Genomic DNA, 21,430 nt, shown 5'->3' on the forward strand with positions numbered 1-21,430 from the left:
CAGCGCTTCTTCAGCGATGCACCGCCATAGCGCATCGCAGACGCGCGTAAACGCGCTTATGGTGCTGCGCTGCGTCCGGGCACGAGAGAATCAAGCCGCCTTGATGTTGCTGAGGAAGGCTTCGACCTCGCCGCGCATCGTCTCGGACTGTATTGCCGCCGGCCGCCAGCATTTCCGCGCCTGCATTGGATGCCAGCGGATGATTGCTGACCACCATGCCGCGGCTGCCCGATGCCCGTTTTTTTCCGGCATTGAAAACCGGTGGCTGCGCGATCCCGCCAATGACCCGTCATGTTGTTTTCCCGTTTCTTGTTGTGGTTTTCATCGGGCGCACATGCACCGCCCGGCAGTATTTGCCCGGATGACCACAATTCCATAATCGGGCATCATTGCAACCTGACTGATTCGGACTACCGCGATCCCCTGACCTTTGGATCGGGCTGGGCAGGTCTGAGCGAGCGCGTAACTCGGCGTCGCAGAATGCGGCGCAGCTCTTGTGCCGTAACCCAAATGCCTGAAAGCCATCCAGAGGACCTGAAATGCACACGATCGTATTGGCCACCCAGAAGGGCGGCTCGGGGAAAAGCACGCTTGCCATCGGCCTTGCACTTGCCGCCATCCGGGCCGGGCATAATGTCCGCCTGATCGAGACGGACCCTCAGGGCACCGTTTCGAACTGGAAGCGCCGCCGTCCCTATGCCGCGCCGATCATCGAGCCGATCTACGCCGCCCGGGAGGTCGAACAGCGCCTGCAATCGCTCGACCGCGAGGGCGTAACGGTAGCGATCGTGGATACCGCCGGCGGCGAAAGCGCCGCGACCAATTCGGCCATTCGTTATTCCGACCTCTGCCTGATTCCGACGCGGCCGAGCATCGCCGACATCGAGGCGACCGCCGCGACGCTCCGCGTCATCAGGGCCTGGCACAAGCCGTTTGCCTACGTCCTGAACCAGACCCCGATCCGGGCCGCGGCACGCCTCGCCGGTGCGGAAAATGCGTTGAGCAACGAGGCAGCGCTCGACATCGCCGATATCGTTGCCAGACCCCTTATCGTGATGCGCAACGATCATCAGGACGCGCTGAGCGCCGGCCTCGCCGTCTGCGAGCATGCACCGGGCGGCAAGTCCGCGGAGGAAATGCGCGGCCTCTGGCAGTGGACCGAATCGCGGCTGGGCAATGCGGTTGCGGCGACTGACGAACCGATCATCGAGGAGTTCGTGGAAATACCCGCAATTATTCCTAAATGGGCTGCGCTCCCGTCTTTCGACGCCGGCAGCGCACTCTTCCTGAGAACCCCCGCTCGCGTCTGACATCACGCTTCGCGCAAGGTAAATGCGCAAGGCGAACGCGGAAGCAATCCAGACCACCAGCCCCGCTGGATTGCTTCGCTTCGCTATGGATTTCGGCGTAACCAGTTTTCTCGCGTGACGCGCCATTTTTCCGCGCGCGTCTGACCGCTGTGATGGGCAAGTTCGATATAGCCGAGGAATTCGGCGCCGGTCTTTTGCTTGACCCGGCGTGACGCCTCATTGGTAATCGCGTTACAGGCGTAGAAGACATCGACATCCAGCACGCGGAAGGCAAAATCGTTCACCGCCGAGACGGCTTCGCTCATCAAGCCCTGATTCCAGTAGCGCTCCGCGAGCCAAAATCCCCGGTCGCCCTTCGCATTGCCGGACCAGGGACGAAAGCGGATATTGCCGATGGCTTCGCCGTCCCCGCCGCGCAGCACCAGCATCCAGTTATAGATCACTTCCCCCGCAGCGGCTCTTTCCAGTTCCTGCGCGATGAAAGTCTCCGCGCCGTCTTCCGGATATGGCCAGGGGACAACCGATGCGAGATGCTGGATGATGTTCCAGTTGTTGAAATGGCGCTGGATCGCCGGCGCATCCGACAGCGCGAGCGGTCGCAAAATCAGTCGCCCCGTATGGAGCGTCGGCGTGATGGTCATTTTTGGCATTTCGGGCACCAAAACGTTGAGCGGCCATTCTGAACGAAGCGTCGTACGATCCCGCCGCAGCCTTTAGTTTGGCATGTCTCGCCCTCGCGGTCATAGACCTGGAACGAGTGCTGGAAATAGCCGAGCTCACCCGAGATCAGGCGATGATCGCTGATCGAGGAACCACCGGCCTTGATCGCCTGATTCAGCACGGAATGAATCGCGCCCACCAGCCGCGCGGCGTGATCGGTCGGCTCAGCCTTCTTCGTCGCAAGTGTCGCCGCCAGCCGGCGCGGCGACAACTGCGACCGGTACAGCGCCTCGCAGACATAGATATTGCCGAGCCCCGCGACCACGCGCTGGTCAAGCAGCGCGGCCTTCAGGCTGGTCTTCTTGTTGAAGCATGAGCGCGCCAGCATCATCGCGTCGAATTCGTTGCCGAGCGGCTCCGGACCGAGGCCCTTCAACAGCGGCTCGTCCTCCAAGGCGTTGCGGGCGATGATCTTCATGTAGCCGAAGCGGCGCGGATCGTTGAACACGACGGAAGCCCCCGATGACATGTGAAACACGACATGGTCGTGCGCGCGGTCCTCGCTGCGAAGATGGTGGAATTGGCCCGGCGTGTCGTTATGGCCGCCTTCCAGCACCCGGAACGATCCGGACATGCCGAGATGCATCAAAAGCACGTCGCCGGAGCCGAGATCCGCCATCAGGTATTTGGCGCGGCGGCCGAGGCCGGTCACGGTCTGACCCTCCAGCCGAGCGATAAAATCTTTTTGAAAGGGAAACCGCAAATCCTTGCGGCGGGCCTCGGCTTTCACGATTTTCGACCCCTCCATGGCGGGCTGCAGGCCGCGGCGGACGGTCTCAACTTCAGGCAATTCAGGCATGCAGGCATTCACCTTATGGAGGTGACGTGATAGCGCCATTGCGGCCGCCGCGCTATGGTCGGCAGACTACTCCTCGTCATTGCGAGGAGCGAAGCGACGAAGCAATCCATCCATCCCCGGGCGGAGAGGTGGATTGCTTCGCTTCGCTCGCAATGACGGGAAAAAGCAGGGCCGAAGAATGAACCAGCCGGACCAAACCACCCATTTTGGCTTCAGGGACGTGCCCCTGGGGGACAAGCAGACGCTGGTGAACGACGTATTTCACAGCGTGGCCTCCCGCTACGACCTGATGAACGATCTGATGTCGGGAGGCCTGCACCGGGTCTGGAAGGACATCATGATTAATGCGCTGAACCCGCCGAAAAACGATGCGCCGTTCGCATTGCTCGACGTCGCCGGCGGCACCGGCGACATCGCCTTCCGCGCGGCGGAGGCGGCAGGCCTGGGCTTCCATGCCACCGTCTGCGACATCAATACCGATATGCTTGGGGTTGGCCGCAACCGCGCGCTGGCGCGTCATCTCGACCAGCAGGTGTCGTTTGTCGAGGGCAATGCCGAGACGCTGGCGTTCGGCGATCGCTCTTTCGACGCCTACACCATCGCGTTCGGCATTCGCAACGTGCCGCGGATCGATGCCGCGCTGCGCGAGGCCTATCGCGTGCTGCGGCCCGGCAGCAGATTCTTGTGCCTGGAATTCTCCACCGTCGACGTCCCGGGGCTTGATCGGCTCTACGACTTCTTTTCGTTCAACGTCATCCCGCCGCTCGGCCGCGCCGTGACGGGTGATGCCGAGTCCTATCAGTACCTCGTCGAATCGATCCGGAAATTCCCCCGGCCCAATCAATTTGCCGAGATGATCCGCGACGCCGGCTTTGCGCGGGTGAAGTGGGAGAGCCTCTCCGGCGGCATCGTGGCGTTGCATTCGGGCTGGCGTTTGTGATTTCTGCCGCGACCCACATCGCGCGGCTCGTCCGCGCCGCTTACGTGTTCGCGCGCGAAGGCGTGTTCGGCGTCGTTGACCCAAGTCTGGTGCCGCCACCGGGACAGCTCGCGCTGCGGCTGGCGCGACTGATCGAACGGCCCGGCGCCAAATCCGGCCCGCGTTTGTCGCGCGCACTGACGCGGCTTGGACCGGCCTATCTCAAGCTCGGGCAATTTCTGGCGACGCGGCCCGACGTCGTCGGCGTCGCGATGGCGCGCGATCTGGAAGCCCTGCAGGACCGGCTGCCGCCGTTTTCGCGGGCCGAAGCCGAGGCCGTGATCGCCGCGTCGTTGGAACGCCCTTTGGCTAAAGCGTTTGTCAGCCTCGGCCCGCCGGTCGCCGCCGCCTCGATCGCGCAAGTTCATCGCGCCGAGGTCGAGCGCGATGGCGTCCGCCAGCCGGTCGCCGTCAAGGTGCTCCGGCCCAATGTCGCCTCGCGTTTTCGCCGTGACCTCTCCGATTTTTTCTTTGTCGCGCACAATGCGGAAGCGCATTCGGCCGAAGCGCGGCGGCTGCGGCTGATCGAGGTCATCAACACGATGTCGCGCTCGGTCGCGATGGAGATGGACCTGCGGCTCGAAGCGGCCGCCTTGTCCGAGATGGCGGAGAACACGCGCGACGATCCGGATTTCCGCGTGCCGACCGTCGATTGGGACCGCACCACCCACAACGTGCTGACGATGGAATGGATCGACGGCATCGCGCTCAGCGACCACGCGCGCCTCGCGCAGTCGCACGTCGATCTGCCCGATCTCGGCCGCAAGGTGATCCAGAGTTTTCTGCGGCATGCGCTGCGCGACGGCTTCTTCCATGCCGACATGCATCCCGGCAACCTGTTCCTCGACGATACCGGCCGGCTGGTGGCGGTCGATTTCGGCATCATGGGCCGGCTCGGCATGAAGGAGCGGCGCTTCCTCGCTGAAATTCTGCTCGGATTCATCACGCGCGACTACCGCCGCGTCGCGGAGGTGCATTTCGAGGCCGGCTACGTGCCGGGGCACCATTCGGTCGAGAATTTCGCGCAAGCCATCCGCGCCATCGGCGAGCCGATCCATAACCGCACCGCCGAAGAAATCTCGATGGCGAAGCTGCTGACGCTTCTCCTCGAAGTCACCGGCCTGTTCGACATGCAGACCCGGCCGGAGCTGATCCTGCTGCAAAAGACCATGGTGGTGGTCGAAGGGGTGGCGCGGGGCTTCGATCCCAAGCTCGATATCTGGAAGGTCGCCGATCCCGTGGTGCGCGAATGGATCGAGCGCAATCTTGGTCCGCTCGGGCGGATTCAGGGCGCGATGTCCGGCGCGGGCGAACTCGGCCGGGTGGCGGCGAGCCTGCCTGCAATCGCCTCGCGGGCGGTTGCCGTGCTCGAAAACATGGAGAAGATGACCCGGGAGGGCATGACGCTGTCGCCGGAGACGATCGCGGCGATGGGCCGCGCCGAGGGCCGCAAGAGCCGCTGGCGGACGGTGGCGCTCTGGATCATCGCGGCCACCTTTATCGGAATTCTGGTCGCCATCCGGCAGCTATGATTGCAATGCTGTCACAATGTGATAGCATTGACTGCACACCATTCCGGAGGCCGCCATGGCCAGCCTCACCATCCGAAAACTCGACGAGACCGTCAAAACCTACCTGCGTCTCCGGTCGGCCGGGAATGGCCGCTCCGTCGAAGAGGAAGTCCGGGTCATCCTCGGAGAGCTGATACAGGGGCGCCCCGAACTGGCTGGCGCAACCTCCTCGCCTCCATCCGTTGACAGCCCCGCACAGGCCCTGCGGCCCGTCAGCACCAGCGGTGAACGGAATGTCACCCTGATCATCGGCGGCGGCATCGCCGCCTATAAGGCGCTGGACCTGATCCGGCGCCTGAAGGAGCGGCACATCGGCGTCCGCTGCGTGCTGACCAAGGCCGCGCAGCAATTCGTCACCCCGCTTTCCGCCAGCGCGCTGTCGAACGAGCGCGTCTATACCGACCTGTTCGACGCCGAGAGCGAATTCGACGCCGGTCACATCCGCCTTGCGCGCGAATGCGATCTGATCGTGGTGGCGCCGGCAACCGCCGACCTGATGGCGAAGATGGCGCACGGCCATGCCGACGATCTTGCGAGCGCGATCCTGCTGGCGGCGAACCGCCCGATCCTGCTGGCGCCCGCCATGAACCCCCTGATGTGGAACAACGCCGCCACCCGCCGCAATGTGCTGCAGCTTCGACGCGATGGCGTCCACATGATCGGCCCCAACGCCGGCGAGATGGCTGAGGCCGGCGAAGCCGGCGTCGGGCGGATGTCGGAGGCGATCGAAATCGCCGCCGCTGCCGTCGACATCCTGCGTCCGCCACGACCGCGGCCGCTCGCAGACAAGCGCGTGCTGATCACGGCGGGACCGACGCATGAGGCGATCGACCCCGTGCGCTATATCGCCAACCGATCCTCCGGCAAGCAGGGGTTTGCCATCGCCGCCGCGGCGCAGGCCGCGGGCGCCGATGTCACGCTGGTTTCCGGGCCGGTCGAATTGCGCGATCCCGCAGGTGTTACGGTGATCCGGGTGGAATCGGCGCGCGACATGCTTCATCGGGTGGAGGCCGCCTTGCCGGCCGATATCGCGATCTTCGCTGCCGCCGTGGCCGACTGGCGCGTCGCCAACGAAGGCGAGCAGAAGCTGAAAAAGACCTCCGCCGGCATGCCGCAGCTCGCACTGGTCGAAAACCCCGACATTCTCGCGACGATCTCGAAGCTGACAGACAAGCGTCCGCCGCTGGTGATCGGGTTCGCGGCCGAGACCGAGCATCTGATCGACAACGCCAAGGCCAAGATCGCGCGCAAGGGCTGCGACTGGATCGTCGCCAACGACGTCTCGCCCGCCACCGGCGTGATGGGCGGCGACCGCAACACCGTTCACCTGCTGACGCGCGACGGTGACGACATCAAAGTGGACTCCTGGCCGGTGATGACCAAAGAACAGGTCGCGACCGAACTGGTGGCAACCATAGCCAAGACGTTGGGAAAGACTTCATGAGCGCACCGGTGCAAGTCGACATCTGCCAACTGCCGCACGCCGAAGGTCTCGCGCTGCCGGCCTATCAAAGCGCGGACGCCGCCGGGCTCGATCTGCTGGCCGCAGTGCCGGCGGAGAAGCCCTTGATCCTGCCGCCGGGCAAATACGCGATGGTGCCGACCGGGCTGACGATCGCGCTGCCCTCAGGCTATGAGGCGCAGGTGCGGCCACGCTCCGGGCTTGCCGCCAAGCATGGCGTCACGGTGCTGAATTCGCCGGGCACAGTGGATGCGGATTATCGCGGCGAGATCAACGTCCTCTTGATCAACCATGGCGACGTGCCGTTTCCGATCCGGCGTGGCGAGCGGGTCGCGCAGATGGTGATCGCGCCGGTCGTGCAGGCGGAACTGGTTCCGGCGGTGTCGCTTTCAACAACCGATCGCGGCAGTGGCGGTTTCGGCTCGACAGGACGTTGAATCGGCTAGCAAAAACTGCTCTCAACGGTAATCCGCTGAATTTTTCACAGCCATATTTGCGTTCACGGTCTGGACTCTTACCGGTCGACTCCCGAAGGGGATACTCTCGACCCGATTCGTGCGTAGCGCGACCAGCAAAAGTGGGGTCCGGTTTTGCGTCCGGGCGCGCTCATTCTTATTGTCGGCGTATAATCTCAACGCCAAACCGCTTACACCTTGGCGGATCATGCGCTGGGGGTAGCGCCGGGTCTGCTGTCGTGCGTTTTTTGGGGCAAATAATGTCGGGCGTAGTCGCGGCAATGCGTCGAACCCTGCTGTCGTGCACCTCACTGGCGCGCCACGGCGTGATTGCGCTTGCCACCGCCCTCTCCGCTTCGCCGGAACCCGCATGGGCCTCGGACTTGACCATCCCGCAGGCGATTTCCGCCCTGTTCGACCTCAATCACCAGGAATTCGCGGCACTGACGACGGCGCTGTCGCTGCTTGGCTTTACCGTGGTGGCTGCGATCCTGCTGATGCGCACGCGCATTCGTGCCAGCCGAATGGAACTCAACCTGCGTTCCGACATCGCCGACCTGCAGGTGCAAGCCGACCGGCTGCGCGCGCTCTTGTTTGCCGAGCCCCAGATCCTGATCGCCTGGGCCGCGGGCGACAACCGGCCCCAGATCAGCGGCGACACCTCGCTTCTGATCTCGCAGGACGCGCTGTCCAATTCACCGCAGCGTATCCTCGCCTTTGGAACCTGGCTGCCGCCGGAACCGGCGCTGCAGATGGATCACGCGGTCGACGCGCTGCGCGAGGCCGGCGAAGGTTTTCTGCTCAATCTCTCCACCTCGAACGGCCGTGCCATCGAAGCGATGGGCCGCGCCATCGGGGGGCAAGCCATTGTGCGGATTCGCGAACTCGGGGGCTTACGCCGGGAACTCGCCGAATCCAATCTCCGCTACAGGACGCTGTTGGAGGAGACCGAGCTGCTGCGCGACTTCTCCGCCGCGGCGCCCTGGCCGATGTGGGCGAGAAGTGCAGAAGGCAATCTGCGTTACGCCAACGCGGCCTATGTGCGGGCCACCGAGGGCGCAAGCGTCGCGGACACAATCCACCGCAACCTTGAACTGCTGGAGAACGACCAGCGCACCGAGATGGGCCGGGTGCTGAACGACAATTCCACCTTCAGCGCGCGGCTGCCGATCGTGGTCGGCGGCGAGCGGCGCATCTATGATGTTCAGGCGCTCAAGCTCGGCGGCGGCAGCGCCGGCATCGCCATCGACGCCAGCGAGGCGACCGCGCTGCGCGACGCCATGGAGCGGATGGCGGAAGCCCATCGCCGCACCCTCGACCAGTTGTCGTCAGGGGTTGCCGTGTTCGACGGCCAGCGGCGGCTTGCCTTCTACAATGAATCCTACCGGCGGCTGTGGGGCCTCGACCAGGCCTTCCTCGATTCCAATCCCGACGATTCGAGCGTGCTCGACCGCTTGCGCGCGGCGCGCAAACTGCCCGAACAGCCCGACTTCCGGGCCTGGAAGGCCAAGCTGCACGAAGCCTACCGCGCCATGGAGCCGGAGAACTACACCTGGTTCCTGCCCGACGGCCGCGCCGTCAGCGTCGTCACCACGCCGAACCTCGAAGGCGGCGTCACCTATCTGTTCGACAATGTCACCGAGAGCCTCGACCTCGCACGCCGCTACGACCGGCTGACCCGGGTCCAGCACGAGACGCTCGACAATCTGGCCGAGGCGGTGGCGGTGTTCGGCAGCAATGGCCGCGTGGAACTGTTCAATCCCGCCTTCGAGAAAATGTGGAAACTGTCGGCGGAATCGCTCAAGGAACAGCCCCACATCGAGACCGTCGAAGCCTGGTGTACGCCGCTGTTCGACGATGCGCTGACCTGGCGGGCGCTGCGCGAGGCGATCACCGCGATCGACAACCGCGCGCAGGTATCGCTGAAGCTCGAGCGCAAGGACGGCAGCGTGCTGGACTGCATGACCATGCCGCTGCCCGACGGCGCGACCATGTTGACCTTCCAGGACATCACCGACACCGAGAATGTCGAGCGCGCGCTGCGCGAGCGCAACGAAGCGCTCGAAGCCGCCGACCAGATGAAGGTCGACTTCGTCCACCACGTCTCCTACGAACTGCGCGCGCCCCTTACCACCATCATCGGCTTTGCGCATTTCCTCAGCGATCCCTCGACCGGCCCGCTGACGCCAAAGCAGGCCGAATATCTCGACTACGTCACCAAATCGACCAACGCGCTGCTCGCGCTCACCAACAACATCCTCGATCTCGCCACCATCGATGCCGGCGCCATGAAGCTCGAGCTCGGCCCGGTCAATATCGAAAAAGCCATCCAGGCCGCCGCCGAAGGCATTCAGGACCGGCTGGCGACCGACCGCATCGAACTCAAGGTCGATATCGATTCCAATATCGGCGACTTCACCGGCGACGAGCGGCGCGTGGTGCAGGTGCTCTATAATTTGCTCGCCAACGCCGTTGGATTCTCGCCGCACGATGCCGCGGTCACGATCAGCGCGCGGCGGACCGAGCATCGCGTGATCTTCACCGTCAGCGATTCCGGCCCCGGCATTCCGGCTGAGGTGAAGGACAAGGTGTTCGACTGGTTCGAGAGCCACTCCCACGGCTCGCGTCACCGCGGCGCCGGTCTCGGCCTGTCGCTGGTGCGCTCCTTTGTCGAACTGCATGGCGGCAAGGTGCGCGTCGATTCGGTGGTCGGCAAAGGCACCACGGTCACCTGCGACTTTCCAATCGACCAGAACGCGCATCGCAACGCCGCCGAATGACCGCGCCCACGACATTTACGGTAGCGCTGGCGAACGAGACGGCGACCGCGCATCTGATGGCAGACCTCGCGCTGCTGGTCGGCCCCGGCGACGTCATCACGCTCTCGGGCGATCTCGGCGCGGGCAAGACCGCGGCGGCGCGCGCCATGATCCGCTACCTCGCCGACGATCTCGCGCTGGAAGTGCCAAGCCCGACATTCACGCTGGCGCAGAGCTACGACCTGCCATATCCGATCGTTCACGCCGATCTCTATCGCATCAATGATTCGAGTGAGCTGGAGGAAATCGGATTGTCGCCGCTGCCCGAGGGCACGCTGGCGCTGATCGAATGGCCTGAGCGCGCACCGGATGCATTGCCCGACGATCGCATCGACATCGCCTTCAGCCATCGCCCGGCGCTCGGATCCACCGCGCGCGCCGCCGAAATCACCGGCCATGGCAAGGCGGCGGCGCAGGTGACGCGATTGGGCAGCTTGCGAAAGTTTCTCAGCGAAGCGGGCATGCTGGATGCGGCGCGTGCGCGCATGCCCGGCGACGCCTCGACGCGCTCCTATGCACGGCTGATCCACAACGACGGCACGTCGATCCTGATGAATTCGCCGCGGCGGCCGGACGGGCCCGCGATCTATGATGGAAAATCCTACAGCGCGGCCGTCCATCTCGCCGAGGACGTCAAGCCGTTCGTCGCCATCGACAATGGCCTGCGCGCGCACGGCTTCTCTGCGCCCGCCATCCGCCACGCCGATCTCGATTCCGGTTTCCTGATCACCGAGGATTTTGGCACTGCCGGCGTCGTCGAAGGTGACCCGCCGCGGCCGATCATCGAGTGCTACGAAGCGGCGACCGACATGCTGGCAGAGCTGCATCGTAAACCACTGCCCGAAACGACGCCGCTGGGGCCGCAGGGCTCATACCAAATTCCGGTCTACAATATCGATGCATGGCTGGTGGAGATCGGCCTGATGCTCGAATGGTATCTGCCGGATCGCGGCGCTGAAGTCAGCCCGCAACGGCGCGACGAATTCGTCACGATGTGGCGAACGCTGCTGGAGAAGCCGGCGGGCGCGCCGCGAACCTGGGTGATGCGGGATTTTCATTCGCCCAACATCATCTGGCTCGGCGACCGCACTGGGATCTTGCGCGTCGGGATTATCGACTTCCAGGATGCCGTGCTTGGCCCCGCCGCCTACGATCTGGTATCGCTGCTGCAGGACGCCCGGCTCGACGTTCCCGAACAGCTCGAATTGACGCTTCTGACCCGCTACATCAAGGCGCGACGCGCGGCGGACAGCCAGTTCGATCCGGCCGGCTTTGCCGAGCTTTACGCCATCATGTCGGCGCAGCGGAATACCCGCCTGCTCGGCACCTTCGCCCGGCTCAACCGGCGGGACGGCAAGCCGCAATATCTGCGCCACCAGCCCCGGATCTGGACCTACCTGACCCGTTCGCTGGCGCACCCGGCGCTGGCGGCATTTCGCGCATGGTATGCCGCCAACGTGCCGCCGCCGCTCCCCTGATTTACCTCCTGTTAGCCACCCCGCACTTAATCTGGAACCTGCCATGCCGAGCCGGCGTGGCCAGCCAGTTTTGAAGTGGGAAGACGGCCATGGCGGGGGCGGAACGTCGCAAGGGAGATCGGGTCGTATTCGAGCGCGGCTTTGCGGCGCACATGATGGGCATCGACGGCACTTGGCGGCGTGACTGCGTGATGGAAGACGTCTCCGAGACCGGCGCCAAGCTGACGGTCGAAGGTTCGGTCGAGGGCCTGCACTTGAAGGAATTCTTCCTGCTGCTGTCGTCCACGGGGCTGGCCTATCGGCGCTGCGAGCTGGCCTGGGTCAATGGCGACCAGATTGGCGTCAACTTCCTGAAGCAGGGCGACAAGAAGAAGAGGGCAGCCAAGCGCGGGGCCGAGGAGGCCGAAGTCTGAGGTTTGGCTGCTGCGCCGGCTGCCGTCGTACGGCCGTCATGTGCGGCCACTAAGGCCTCATGGTCGCTGGTTCAAGCGAATCGCCGTGGTATGATCCGCAGTCCGGTTTGATGGTTCGAGAATTCCAAGAGAAATTCCGAGAGAAATCCCAAGAAATGCCCGTTACGCCCACCAAAGCCATGGTCCTTGCCGCCGGTCTCGGTTTGCGCATGCGTCCCCTGACCGACCATATGCCGAAGCCGCTGGTGCGCGTGGCCGGACAACCGCTGCTCGATCACGTGCTCGACAAGCTCGCCGGTGCCGGCGTCAGCGAGGCCGTGGTCAACGTGCATTACCTGCCCGACCAGATCATCCAGCACACCGCGGACCGTGCCCGGCCCCGTATCATCATTTCCGACGAACGCGACGTCGTGCTCGGCACCGGCGGCGCTGTCGTGAAGGCGCTGCCCCTGCTCGGCAAGGAGCCGTTCTTTCACCTCAACGCCGACACGATGTGGATCGACGGCGTGCGGCCCAATCTGGAGCGGCTCGCCGAAACCTTCGATCCTGACCGGATGGACATCCTGCTGTTGATGGCGCCGACCACGAGCAGCATCGGCTATGCCGGCCGCGGCGACTACGCCATGCTGCCGGACGGCGCGTTGCGCAAGCGGCGCGAACACCAGGTGGTGCCGTTCGTCTATGCGGGAGCCGCGATCATGTCGCCCTCGCTGTTTGCCGACGCGCCCGCCGGCGAGTTTTCGCTGACGAAAATGTTCGACCGCGCCAACGAGCAGGAACGGCTGTTCGGCCTGCGGCTCGACGGCGTCTGGATGCATGTCGGAACCCCCGACGCGGTGCAAGCGGCGGAAGAGGCGTTTCTGGAAAGCGTGGCGTAGCCCACCCCCACAGGATTCGTAGGGTGGGCAAAGCGAAGCGTGCCCACCATTTGCACCAAAATCTCGGTTGAAGATGGTGGGCACGCTTGCGCTTTGCCCACCCTACGCAGCTGACCTGCTCAGACAAAAAAATCTCGAAAACAACCCCATGCAACGTAAAATGGGCCCGGACTGCTTTGGCAGTGAGTAGCGGGGACGCGGCCCTCACCCGCATGACCTGCCCCCATTACCTCCCTATATTGCGCCTGACCTCGAATCAGGAAGCCCATGCGCGTTTTCAGCGTTCCCGTATCCGTGCCGTTCCTGCGCACCGTCATCGCGGCGCTGGTCGACGGCCGGCTGGTCGAGGGATTCGAGGCGCGCAGGGATCCGCTCAATCTCGCAACGGCGACGCTCTATCTGCCGACCCGGCGCGCAGGACGGCTGGCGCGGGAGATCTTTCTCGACGAGCTGAAGACGGACGCTGCGATCCTGCCGCGCATCGTGGCGCTCGGCGACATCGACGAGGATGAGCTGGCGTTTGCAGAAGGCACCGAGCAATTCAGCGGCGCAGCGCCGCTCGACATTCCGCCGCGGCTCGGCGAACTGGAGCGCCGCCTGACGCTGGCGCATCTGGTTGCGGCATGGGCCAAAAGCCCGGTGTCGGCGCCGCTCGTGGTCGGCGGCCCGGCCTCGACACTGGCGCTGGCCGGCGACCTGGCGCGGCTGATGGACGACATGGTGACGCGCGGGGTTGCCTGGGAAGCGCTCGACAAACTGGTACCCGACCAGTTCGACAAATACTGGCAGCACTCGCTCGAATTCCTGCGCATCGCCCGCAAGGCATGGCCGGAGCATCTGAAGGAGATCGGCCGGATCGAGCCTGCCGAACGGCGCGATCGCCTGATCGACGCGGAAGCCGCGCGCCTGACCGCGCATCATGAGGGGCCGGTGATCGCGGCAGGTTCGACCGGCTCTATGCCTGCGACCGCAAAATTTCTCAACGCCGTAGCCGGCCTGAAGCTGGGCGCAGTGGTGCTGCCGGGCCTCGACACCGACCTCGACGAGGAGGCCTGGCAAATAATCGGCGGCATCAGGGACGCGCAGGGCAAGTTCACCACGCAGCCCTCCTCGAACCATCCGCAATTTGCGATGCACGGATTGCTGGATCGCTTCGGTATCAAGCGTGGTGACATCGAAATCCTCGGCACGCCGAGCCCACAGGGCCGCGAGGTGCTGGTGTCCGAGACGATGCGGCCGTCGAGCGCGACCGAACAATGGCACGACCGTCTGGCCCAGCCGGATGTCTCGCTTAGAATCACGGGCGGCCTGACCAAGCTTGCCGTCGTCGAGGCGCCCAATTCGGAGATGGAGGCGCTGGCGATCGCGGTGGCGATGCGCGAGGCGCGGCACCTTGGCAAGTCAGCCGCGCTGGTGACGCCGGATCGCGCGCTGGCGCGGCGGGTGATGGCGGCGCTGACCCGCTGGAATCTCGAATTCGATGATTCCGGCGGCGACGCGCTGATGGATACGCCAAGTGGCATTTTTGCCCGCCTCGCCGCGGAAGCCGCCAGCAAGGGGCTGGAGCCGCCGACCTTGCTCGCGCTTCTGAAGCATCCGTTGTTTCGGCTCGGCGGCGCATGTGGCGCGTTCAGGCACGCGATCGAGATCCTCGAACTGGCGCTGCTGCGCGGCACCCGGCCCCAGGCAGGAACGGCCGGCTTGGCGCGCGATTTCGATCGCTTCCGTGTGGAGCTCAAAAAGCTCAGGAGCCACGAGACCTCCTCGCTTCACGCCTCCGAGCCGCGCGCGAAATTGAAGAACGATGAACTCGACCAGGCGCAGGCGCTGATCGCGGCGCTGCAGACGGCGCTGTCGCCGCTGGAAATCATGGGCTCGTCAAAACCGTACGATTTCGCCGAGCTGGCGCTGCGCCATCGCGAAACGCTGATCGCGCTGTCCTCGGATCAAAACGGCGTTGCCGTCGCCTTCGAGGAAGCGCAAGGCGCTGCATTGTCGGCAGCGTTCGATGACTTGCTCGCCGAGCAAAAGCCGAGCGGCCTGATGGTCCAGCTCGGCGATTACCCCGATGTGTTCCAGACCGCCTATGCCGATCGCATGGTGCGGCGGCCTGAATCGGCGAGCGCGCATCTGCACATCTACGGCCAGCTCGAAGCACGGCTGACCGAATCCGACCGCGTCATCCTAGGCGGGCTGGTCGAAGGCGTATGGCCGCCGGCGCCGCGGGTCGATCCCTGGCTGAGCCGGCCGATGCGCCATGAACTCGGCCTCGATCTGCCGGAGCGGCGCATCGGCCTTTCCGCGCATGATTTCGCGCAATTGCTGGGAACGGACGATGTGATCCTGACCCATTCGGCGAAGGTCGGCGGCGCGCCGGCCGTCGCCTCGCGCTTTCTGCACCGGTTGGAGGCCGTCGCCGGCGAAGTGCGCTGGGATGCGGCCAAGAGTGCCGGAGAAAATTACGTCCGCTTCGCCGCCGAGCTGGACCAGCCCGACGCGGTCGAACCGATGCCGCAGCCCGCGCCGAAACCGCCGGTCGAGACGCGGCCGCTAAAGCTGTCGGTCACGGCAATCGAGGATTGGCTGCGCGATCCCTATACGATCTACGCGAAATATATCCTGCGGCTCGATCCGCTCGACCCCGTCGACATGCCGCTGTCGGCGGCCGACCGCGGCTCGGCAATCCATGGCGCACTCGGCGAATTCACGCAAAAATTTGCCGATGCCCTCCCCCCACAGCCCGCGCTGGTGCTGCGCGGCATCGGCGAAAAGTTCTTCGCACCGCTGATGGAGCGTCCCGAGGCGCGGGCGCTGTGGTGGCCCCGGTTTCAGCGTATCGCCGCATGGTTTGCCGACTGGGAGCTGGCGCGGCGCGACGAGATTGAGAAAATTGCCGCCGAGATCCGGGGTGAGATCAAGATTCCGCTCGACAACGAGCGCATCTTCACGCTGTCGGCGCGCGCCGACCGGATCGAGCAGCGCGGTGACGGCAGCTTTGCGATCCTCGATTACAAGACCGGCCAGCCCCCGACGGGAAAACAGGTCCGCATGGGCCTGTCGCCGCAATTGACGCTGGAGGCCGCGATCCTGCGCGAGGGCGGTTTTGAGAATATCCACGCTGGCTCGTCCGTCGGTGAACTCGTCTATGTCAGGCTCAGCGGCAACAATCCGCCCGGCGAGCAGCGCTCGCTGGAGCTGAAAATCAGGAACAACGATACGCCGCAGCGGCCGGACGAGGCAGCCGACTACGCCCTTGAACAGCTTGAAGCGCTGATCCGCAAATTCGAGAACGAGGAGACCGCCTACACGTCGCTGAACCTGTCGATGTGGTCGAACCGTTACGGCGCCTATGACGACCTCGCCCGGATCAAGGAATGGTCAGCGGCCGGTGGATTGGGGATCGAGGAATGGTGAAGGCTGCCCGCATCATTCCCGACGCCGTTCGCGCCACCCAGGCGCGTGCCTCCGATCCGGCGGCTTCCGCCTTCGTTTCGGCCAACGCAGGCTCGGGCAAGACCCATGTGCTGGTGCAGCGGGTGATCCGGCTGCTGCTCGCCGACGTGGCGCCGGAAAAGATCCTCTGCATCACGTTTACAAAAGCTGCCGCCGCCAACATGGCGGAGCGGGTGTTCACCACCCTCGGCCATTGGGTGACGCTCGATGACGACGCGCTGGATGCGGCGATCCGTGATGCCGGCATTCCCAATCCCAGCGCACGCCTGCGCAAATCGGCGCGCAAACTGTTCGCCTGCGCGCTGGAGACGCCGGGCGGGCTGAAGGTGCAGACCATTCACGCGCTGTGCACGCGGCTGCTGCAGCAATTCCCGTTCGAGGCCAATGTGCCGGCGCGGTTTGCCGTGCTCGACGACCGCGACCAGAACGAGATGATGGAGCGCGCCAATCTCGGGGTTTTCCTCGAGGCGTCGCGCAATCCCGACAGCGCGACGGGCCGCGCGCTGATGACGGCGATGGCGAGCGCCGCCGACGTCACCTTCAAGGACGTCGTGCGCGAGGCCGGCCTCAGCCGCGATCACTTTATGGCATGGACAGATGCCGCCGGCAGCGCGCATGCCGCCGCCGCGCAAATTTCCGCTGCGCTCGGCGTGAATCCCGGCGATCGAATCGAGGATGTCGAGCGTGACATCGTCGATGGACCCAACCTGCCGCGATCGCGATGGCAGGACGTCGCCCTGGTTCTGGAAACCGGAAACAAGACCGATCAGGACCAGGCCGCGCGGCTGCGCGGTGCGCTGATGTTCACCGGCGCGGCGCAGGTCGACGAGTATCTCGGCGTCTTCCTCACGGAAGCCGATCGCACGCCGCGGAAATCGGTGGTGACGAAGAAATTCTGCGACAACAATCCGGCCCTTGGCCGGCTGATTGAGGCAGAAGTCCGCCGCATCCTTCCTCTGATCGAACGCCGCCGCGCCGTGGTGGCGCGCGACCGCACCGAGGCGCTGCTTCATATCGCGACCGCTGCGGCGGCCAATTACCGCCGCGAGAAGCAGGAGCGTGGCCTGCTCGACTATGACGATCTGATCGACAAGACGCTGGAGATGCTCGACCGCGTCTCCTCGGGCTGGGTGCATTACAAACTCGACCGCGGCGTCGACCATGTGCTGATCGACGAAGCGCAGGACACCAGCCCGCGGCAATGGGACATCGTCGCGCACATCATCTCCGAATTCACCTCGGGTGCCGGCGCGCGCGACGGCGTGGTGCGAACGGTGTTCGCGGTCGGCGACGAGAAGCAGTCGATCTTTTCGTTTCAGGGCGCAGCGCCACGCGAATTCGACCTGCGCCGCCGCGCCTTGCAGCGGAAGTTCGAGGGCGCCGGACTGAAGTTCGATCCGGTGTCGTTCACTTATTCGTTCCGCTCGGGACCGGCGATCCTGCATGCGGTCGATCAGGTGTTTCGCGAGCAGGATATCTTTCGCAGCATTCATGCGGTCGACATCGGCAATCCGATCCATCACGCGCTGGCCGATGCCGGCCCGGGCCAGATCGATCTCTGGGAACTCGCGGAAACCGACGACCGGCAGGACATCGAAGGCTGGCGGGCGCCGTTCGACGGCGTCGCCGCGACCAGCCCCGAGGTGAAGCTTGCCCGGCGCATTCAGGTCGAGATCAAGACGCTGGTCGACAGCGGTGTGATGACCGGCAGCAAAGGCGACCGCCGTCCGCTGCGCTATGGCGACATGCTGATACTGGTGCGGCGGCGCGGCAATGCATTCGATGCCGTGATCCAGGCGCTGAAGCACGCCGGCATTCCGGTCGCCGGCGCCGATCGCCTCAAGCTGACCGAGCATATCGCGATCATCGACCTGATGAACCTGGCTGACGCGCTGCTGCTGCCGCAGGACGATCTGGCGCTGGCGGTGGCGCTGAAGAGCCCGCTGTTCGAGCTTGGCGATGACGATTTGTTCAAGATCGCCTGGCAGCGCAAGGGATCGTTGCGCGCGGCGCTGTCTGAGCGCGCCGCGGCTGACGGCCGGCTGCGGGATGCGCTGTGGCGGCTCGAACAATGTGAACGCCGTTTCGTCAGCGAAACCCCATTTTCATTCTATGCCTGGCTGCTCGGCGGCGACGGCGGCCGTGCGCGAATCCTGCGGCGGCTCGGACACGAGGCGAACGACGCGCTGGATGAGTTCCTGGAGCTGGCGCTGAACTATGAACGCAAGGCGCCGGCCTCGTTGCAGGGTTTTATGGCGTGGCTGCGCACGGCCGATCTCGAAGTGAAGCGCGACATGGAGATCTCGCGCGACGAGGTCCGCGTCATGACGGTGCACGGCGCCAAGGGCCTGGAGGCTTCCGTCGTGTTCCTGGTGGACACCACGACCTCGCCCTCGGATACGCAGCGGCTGAAACTCATCCACTTGCCGCAAGGCAATGCCGATCCGCATGCGCCCGGTGTGGTGGTCTGGGCCGGCCGCAAGGCCGAGGATCCCCCGGCCGTCGTTGCGGCGCGCGCGGCGATGATAGGCGATACCGAGGATGAATACCGCCGCCTGCTCTATGTCGCGATGACGCGCGCCGCGGACCGCCTGATCGTCGGCGGTTGCCTGCCCGGCAACATGAGGAGCGTCCGGCCGCTGTCCTGGTACGATCTGATCACCAAGGGGCTCGCCGGTTCCACCTTGCAGCTTCAGGAGATCGAGACCGCCATAGGCCGGGTGAAGCGCTATACGCGCCCCGAGGAGGCTACGCCGTCGGCCGCGCCCGCTGCGGCTTCGCCCACGCCGGCACCGCTGGTGCTGCCCAACTGGCTGCTGACCCCGGCGCAGCCGGAGATTTCCGCAGAAAGCCTCCTGCGGCCCTCGGACCCCGCAGACAACGAGCGCCATCCGGTACGCACGGCCGAGTCGCTCGCGCAGCGCGCCCGCGCCTTGCAGCGCGGCACGCTGGTGCACCGGCTGCTGCAGTCGCTGCCCGATATTGCCGCGGAGCGCCGCCGCGAGACCGCGCTGGCCTATCTGGCCCGCAATGCCGACGGCTGGACCGAGGAGGAACGGCAGGCGCTGGCCGAAAGCACGCTGGCCCTGATCGCGGATGGGCGTTTCGCGCCGGTATTCGCCCCCGGCAGCCGCGCCGAAGTCTCGATCGTCGGCCGGCTGGAGCGGCCGGGTGGCCGGCCGGCGCTGGTATCCGGGCAGATCGACCGGCTCATGGTCACGGAAAACGAGGTCCTGATCGTCGATTTCAAGACCAACCACACCCCGCCGAGCAGGCCTGACGAGGCGCCGAGGGGCTATGTCCGCCAGCTCGCGCTGTACCGGGCGGTGCTGGCCAAGCTTTATCCCCAGCGGCTGGTTCGCGTGGCGCTGCTTTGGACCGAAACCGCTGAATTAATGGAAATTTCAGCTCCCGCGCTGGAGGCCGAGCTGGCATCCATCATCTCGGCGTGACCCGTGCTTGACCCGGCAGGATCGCGTTCATAGGTTTGATCCTATCATTGCGGGCGCGATTCTCATCCCGCGCCCCTTAATTCCTAACCGAACGAGGTAATTCCCATGGCCGTTGGCAAGGTTTCTGACGCCGATTTCGAAGCCGAAGTGCTCAAGGCGACCGGGCCGGTGGTCGTCGATTTCTGGGCTGAATGGTGCGGCCCCTGCCGCATGATCGCGCCTGCGCTCGACGAGATTTCCGGCGCCATGGGCGACAAGGTCAAGATCGTGAAGCTGAACGTCGACGAGAGCCCGAAGACGGCCTCGAAATACGGCGTGATGTCGATCCCGACCCTGATGATCTTCAAGGGCGGCGAGATGGCCTCCCGTCAGGTCGGCGCCGCGCCGAAGGCGAAGCTGCAGCAGTGGATTACCGCCGCGGTCTGATCGTCTCTTTGAGAATTTTTCCGACAACGGCCGGCAAAATCGCCGGCCGTTTGCGTTGAGACGGTATGTCTCGCGTTGAAGGGTCCCTGAGTCTGCCATCCGGAAAAGCGCGTCGGCGTCCAGCCCCGCTCGCGGCAATGGAAGCACGCTCGGTCGATGTCATCCCGAAGGGTGCGGAATGGCAGTACGAGCCGAAATGGGATGGCTTTCGTTGCCTGCTGTCCCGCCACGGCGAGACTATCGATCTCCGTTCGAAGTCCGGCGAGGATCTCGCCCGCTATTTTCCCGAACTGGCCCAGGCCGCGCTGGCATTGAAAGCGCGCGAATTCGTGCTCGACGGTGAAATCGTCGTGCCGCACGGCAAAGCGTTTTCATTCGATGACCTGCTGCAGCGGATTCATCCCGCAGCGAGCCGGATCAGGAAGTTGTCGGAGGAAACGCCGGCACTGTTTCTCGCTTTCGACCTGCTGGCGTCGGCAACGGGCAAGAAGCTCGCCGCATCGCCCTTGCGCGAGCGCCGACCCGCGCTGGAAGCCTTTGCAAAAACCCAGTTCAAATCGCATCAGATGTTTCGCCTGTCGCCGGCCACGACGAGCTATGCGACCGCGCAAAAATGGTTGAAGCAATCCGGCGGCGGTTCAGATGGCGTGATCGCCAAGCGCATCGATCTGCCCTATCAGGTCGGCAACCGCGACGGCATGCAGAAGATCAAGAAGTTCCGCAGCGCCGATTGCGTCGTCGGCGGCTTTCGCTATGCCACCAACAAGATCGAAGGCCGCAAAGTCGTAGGTTCGCTGCTGCTCGGACTCCATGATGATCAGGGACTTTTACATCATGTCGGCTTCACCTCCGCCATCAAGCAGGCGGACAAGCCGGCGCTGACGGAGAAGCTTGAGCCGCTGATCGCGCCGCATAGCTTCACCGGCAATGCGCCGGGCGGGCCGAGCCGATGGTCGACCGAACGTTCGGCAAAGTGGTGCCCGCTGAAGCCGAAGCTCGTGATCGAGGTTTGCTACGATCATTTCAGCGGCGAGCGCTTCCGCCACGGAACGTCCATCCTGCGCTGGCGGCCCGACAAGGCGCCGCGGCAATGCACCTTCGATCAGCTCCGGCAGAAGGCCGCCGACCCGATGAAGTTGCTGAGATGAGGGCATCGCACGCGACAGTGGAGCTGCCGCAGTTGTTGCGACGCAAACAGTCGTTGCATCCGGGAAT

At 64.8% G+C, this 21,430-nt stretch carries 16 protein-coding genes; 14 read left to right on the forward strand and 2 right to left on the reverse strand.

Features of this window, described 5'->3' with window-relative positions; translation table 11 throughout:
* Window positions 1–203: 203 nt before the first annotated feature.
* Window positions 204–365 (forward strand): hypothetical protein, encoded by a 162-nt coding sequence (locus V1294_RS02845; RefSeq protein ID WP_334495018.1) that lies wholly within the window; start codon window positions 204–206, stop codon window positions 363–365.
* Window positions 366–539: 174 nt separating this feature from the next.
* Window positions 540–1,310 carry a ParA family protein gene (locus tag V1294_RS02850; RefSeq protein WP_334495020.1) on the forward strand — a complete coding sequence of 257 codons (771 nt, stop codon included), beginning with the start codon at window positions 540–542 and terminating at the stop codon, window positions 1,308–1,310.
* 83 nt (window positions 1,311–1,393) lie between these two features.
* On the opposite strand, the gene V1294_RS02855 is transcribed toward V1294_RS02850, so the two are convergent.
* Window positions 1,394–1,951, reverse strand: coding sequence for a GNAT family N-acetyltransferase (locus V1294_RS02855; protein WP_334495023.1), 558 nt, complete (start codon window positions 1,949–1,951; stop codon window positions 1,394–1,396).
* Window positions 1,948–2,829 carry a bifunctional DNA-formamidopyrimidine glycosylase/DNA-(apurinic or apyrimidinic site) lyase gene (mutM, locus tag V1294_RS02860; protein ID WP_334495025.1) on the reverse strand — a complete coding sequence of 294 codons (882 nt, stop codon included), beginning with the start codon at window positions 2,827–2,829 and terminating at the stop codon, window positions 1,948–1,950. The genes V1294_RS02855 and mutM overlap by 4 nt, the downstream gene beginning before the upstream one ends.
* 178 nt (window positions 2,830–3,007) lie before the next feature.
* Here mutM and ubiE point away from each other — a divergent pair, with 178 nt between their 5' ends.
* From ubiE to V1294_RS02920, 12 genes are all read left to right on the forward strand, one after another.
* Complete coding sequence (gene ubiE / locus V1294_RS02865; RefSeq protein WP_334495027.1) at window positions 3,008–3,769, forward strand: bifunctional demethylmenaquinone methyltransferase/2-methoxy-6-polyprenyl-1,4-benzoquinol methylase UbiE; 762 nt, start codon at window positions 3,008–3,010, stop codon at window positions 3,767–3,769.
* Window positions 3,766–5,340 carry a 2-polyprenylphenol 6-hydroxylase gene (gene ubiB, locus V1294_RS02870; protein WP_334495028.1) on the forward strand — a complete coding sequence of 525 codons (1,575 nt, stop codon included), beginning with the start codon at window positions 3,766–3,768 and terminating at the stop codon, window positions 5,338–5,340. The genes ubiE and ubiB overlap by 4 nt, the downstream gene beginning before the upstream one ends.
* A gap of 55 nt (window positions 5,341–5,395) precedes the next feature.
* Window positions 5,396–6,823 carry a bifunctional phosphopantothenoylcysteine decarboxylase/phosphopantothenate--cysteine ligase CoaBC gene (gene coaBC, locus V1294_RS02875; RefSeq protein WP_334487447.1) on the forward strand — a complete coding sequence of 476 codons (1,428 nt, stop codon included), beginning with the start codon at window positions 5,396–5,398 and terminating at the stop codon, window positions 6,821–6,823.
* Window positions 6,820–7,278, forward strand: a complete 459-nt coding sequence (gene dut, locus V1294_RS02880) for a dUTP diphosphatase (RefSeq protein WP_334495030.1) — start codon at window positions 6,820–6,822, stop codon at window positions 7,276–7,278. Before coaBC ends, dut begins: the two co-directional genes overlap by 4 nt.
* A 278-nt stretch (window positions 7,279–7,556) precedes the next feature.
* A complete protein-coding gene (locus tag V1294_RS02885) occupies window positions 7,557–10,076 on the forward strand; it encodes a PAS domain-containing sensor histidine kinase (RefSeq protein ID WP_334495032.1) in 2,520 nt (839 codons plus the stop codon).
* Complete coding sequence (gene tsaE, locus V1294_RS02890; protein WP_334495034.1) at window positions 10,073–11,593, forward strand: tRNA (adenosine(37)-N6)-threonylcarbamoyltransferase complex ATPase subunit type 1 TsaE; 1,521 nt, start codon at window positions 10,073–10,075, stop codon at window positions 11,591–11,593. The genes V1294_RS02885 and tsaE overlap by 4 nt, the downstream gene beginning before the upstream one ends.
* Before the next feature lie 89 nt (window positions 11,594–11,682).
* Window positions 11,683–12,006, forward strand: coding sequence for a PilZ domain-containing protein (locus tag V1294_RS02895; protein ID WP_334487454.1), 324 nt, complete (start codon window positions 11,683–11,685; stop codon window positions 12,004–12,006).
* A 155-nt stretch (window positions 12,007–12,161) separates the two neighbouring features.
* Window positions 12,162–12,884 carry a nucleotidyltransferase family protein gene (locus V1294_RS02900; protein ID WP_334495035.1) on the forward strand — a complete coding sequence of 241 codons (723 nt, stop codon included), beginning with the start codon at window positions 12,162–12,164 and terminating at the stop codon, window positions 12,882–12,884.
* Between the two features lie 267 nt (window positions 12,885–13,151).
* A complete protein-coding gene (addB, locus tag V1294_RS02905; protein WP_334495037.1) occupies window positions 13,152–16,298 on the forward strand; it encodes a double-strand break repair protein AddB in 3,147 nt (1,048 codons plus the stop codon).
* Window positions 16,292–19,789 carry a double-strand break repair helicase AddA gene (addA, locus tag V1294_RS02910; RefSeq protein WP_334495038.1) on the forward strand — a complete coding sequence of 1,166 codons (3,498 nt, stop codon included), beginning with the start codon at window positions 16,292–16,294 and terminating at the stop codon, window positions 19,787–19,789. Before addB ends, addA begins: the two co-directional genes overlap by 7 nt.
* A gap of 105 nt (window positions 19,790–19,894) precedes the next feature.
* Window positions 19,895–20,215 (forward strand): thioredoxin, encoded by a 321-nt coding sequence (gene trxA / locus V1294_RS02915; protein WP_016847387.1) that lies wholly within the window; start codon window positions 19,895–19,897, stop codon window positions 20,213–20,215.
* A 65-nt stretch (window positions 20,216–20,280) separates the two neighbouring features.
* Window positions 20,281–21,363 (forward strand): ATP-dependent DNA ligase, encoded by a 1,083-nt coding sequence (locus V1294_RS02920; RefSeq protein ID WP_442895314.1) that lies wholly within the window; start codon window positions 20,281–20,283, stop codon window positions 21,361–21,363.
* Window positions 21,364–21,430 lie beyond the last annotated feature (67 nt).

The sequence above is a fragment of the Bradyrhizobium sp. AZCC 1678 genome (assembly GCF_036924765.1).
Lineage (GTDB): Bacteria > Pseudomonadota > Alphaproteobacteria > Rhizobiales > Xanthobacteraceae > Bradyrhizobium > Bradyrhizobium algeriense.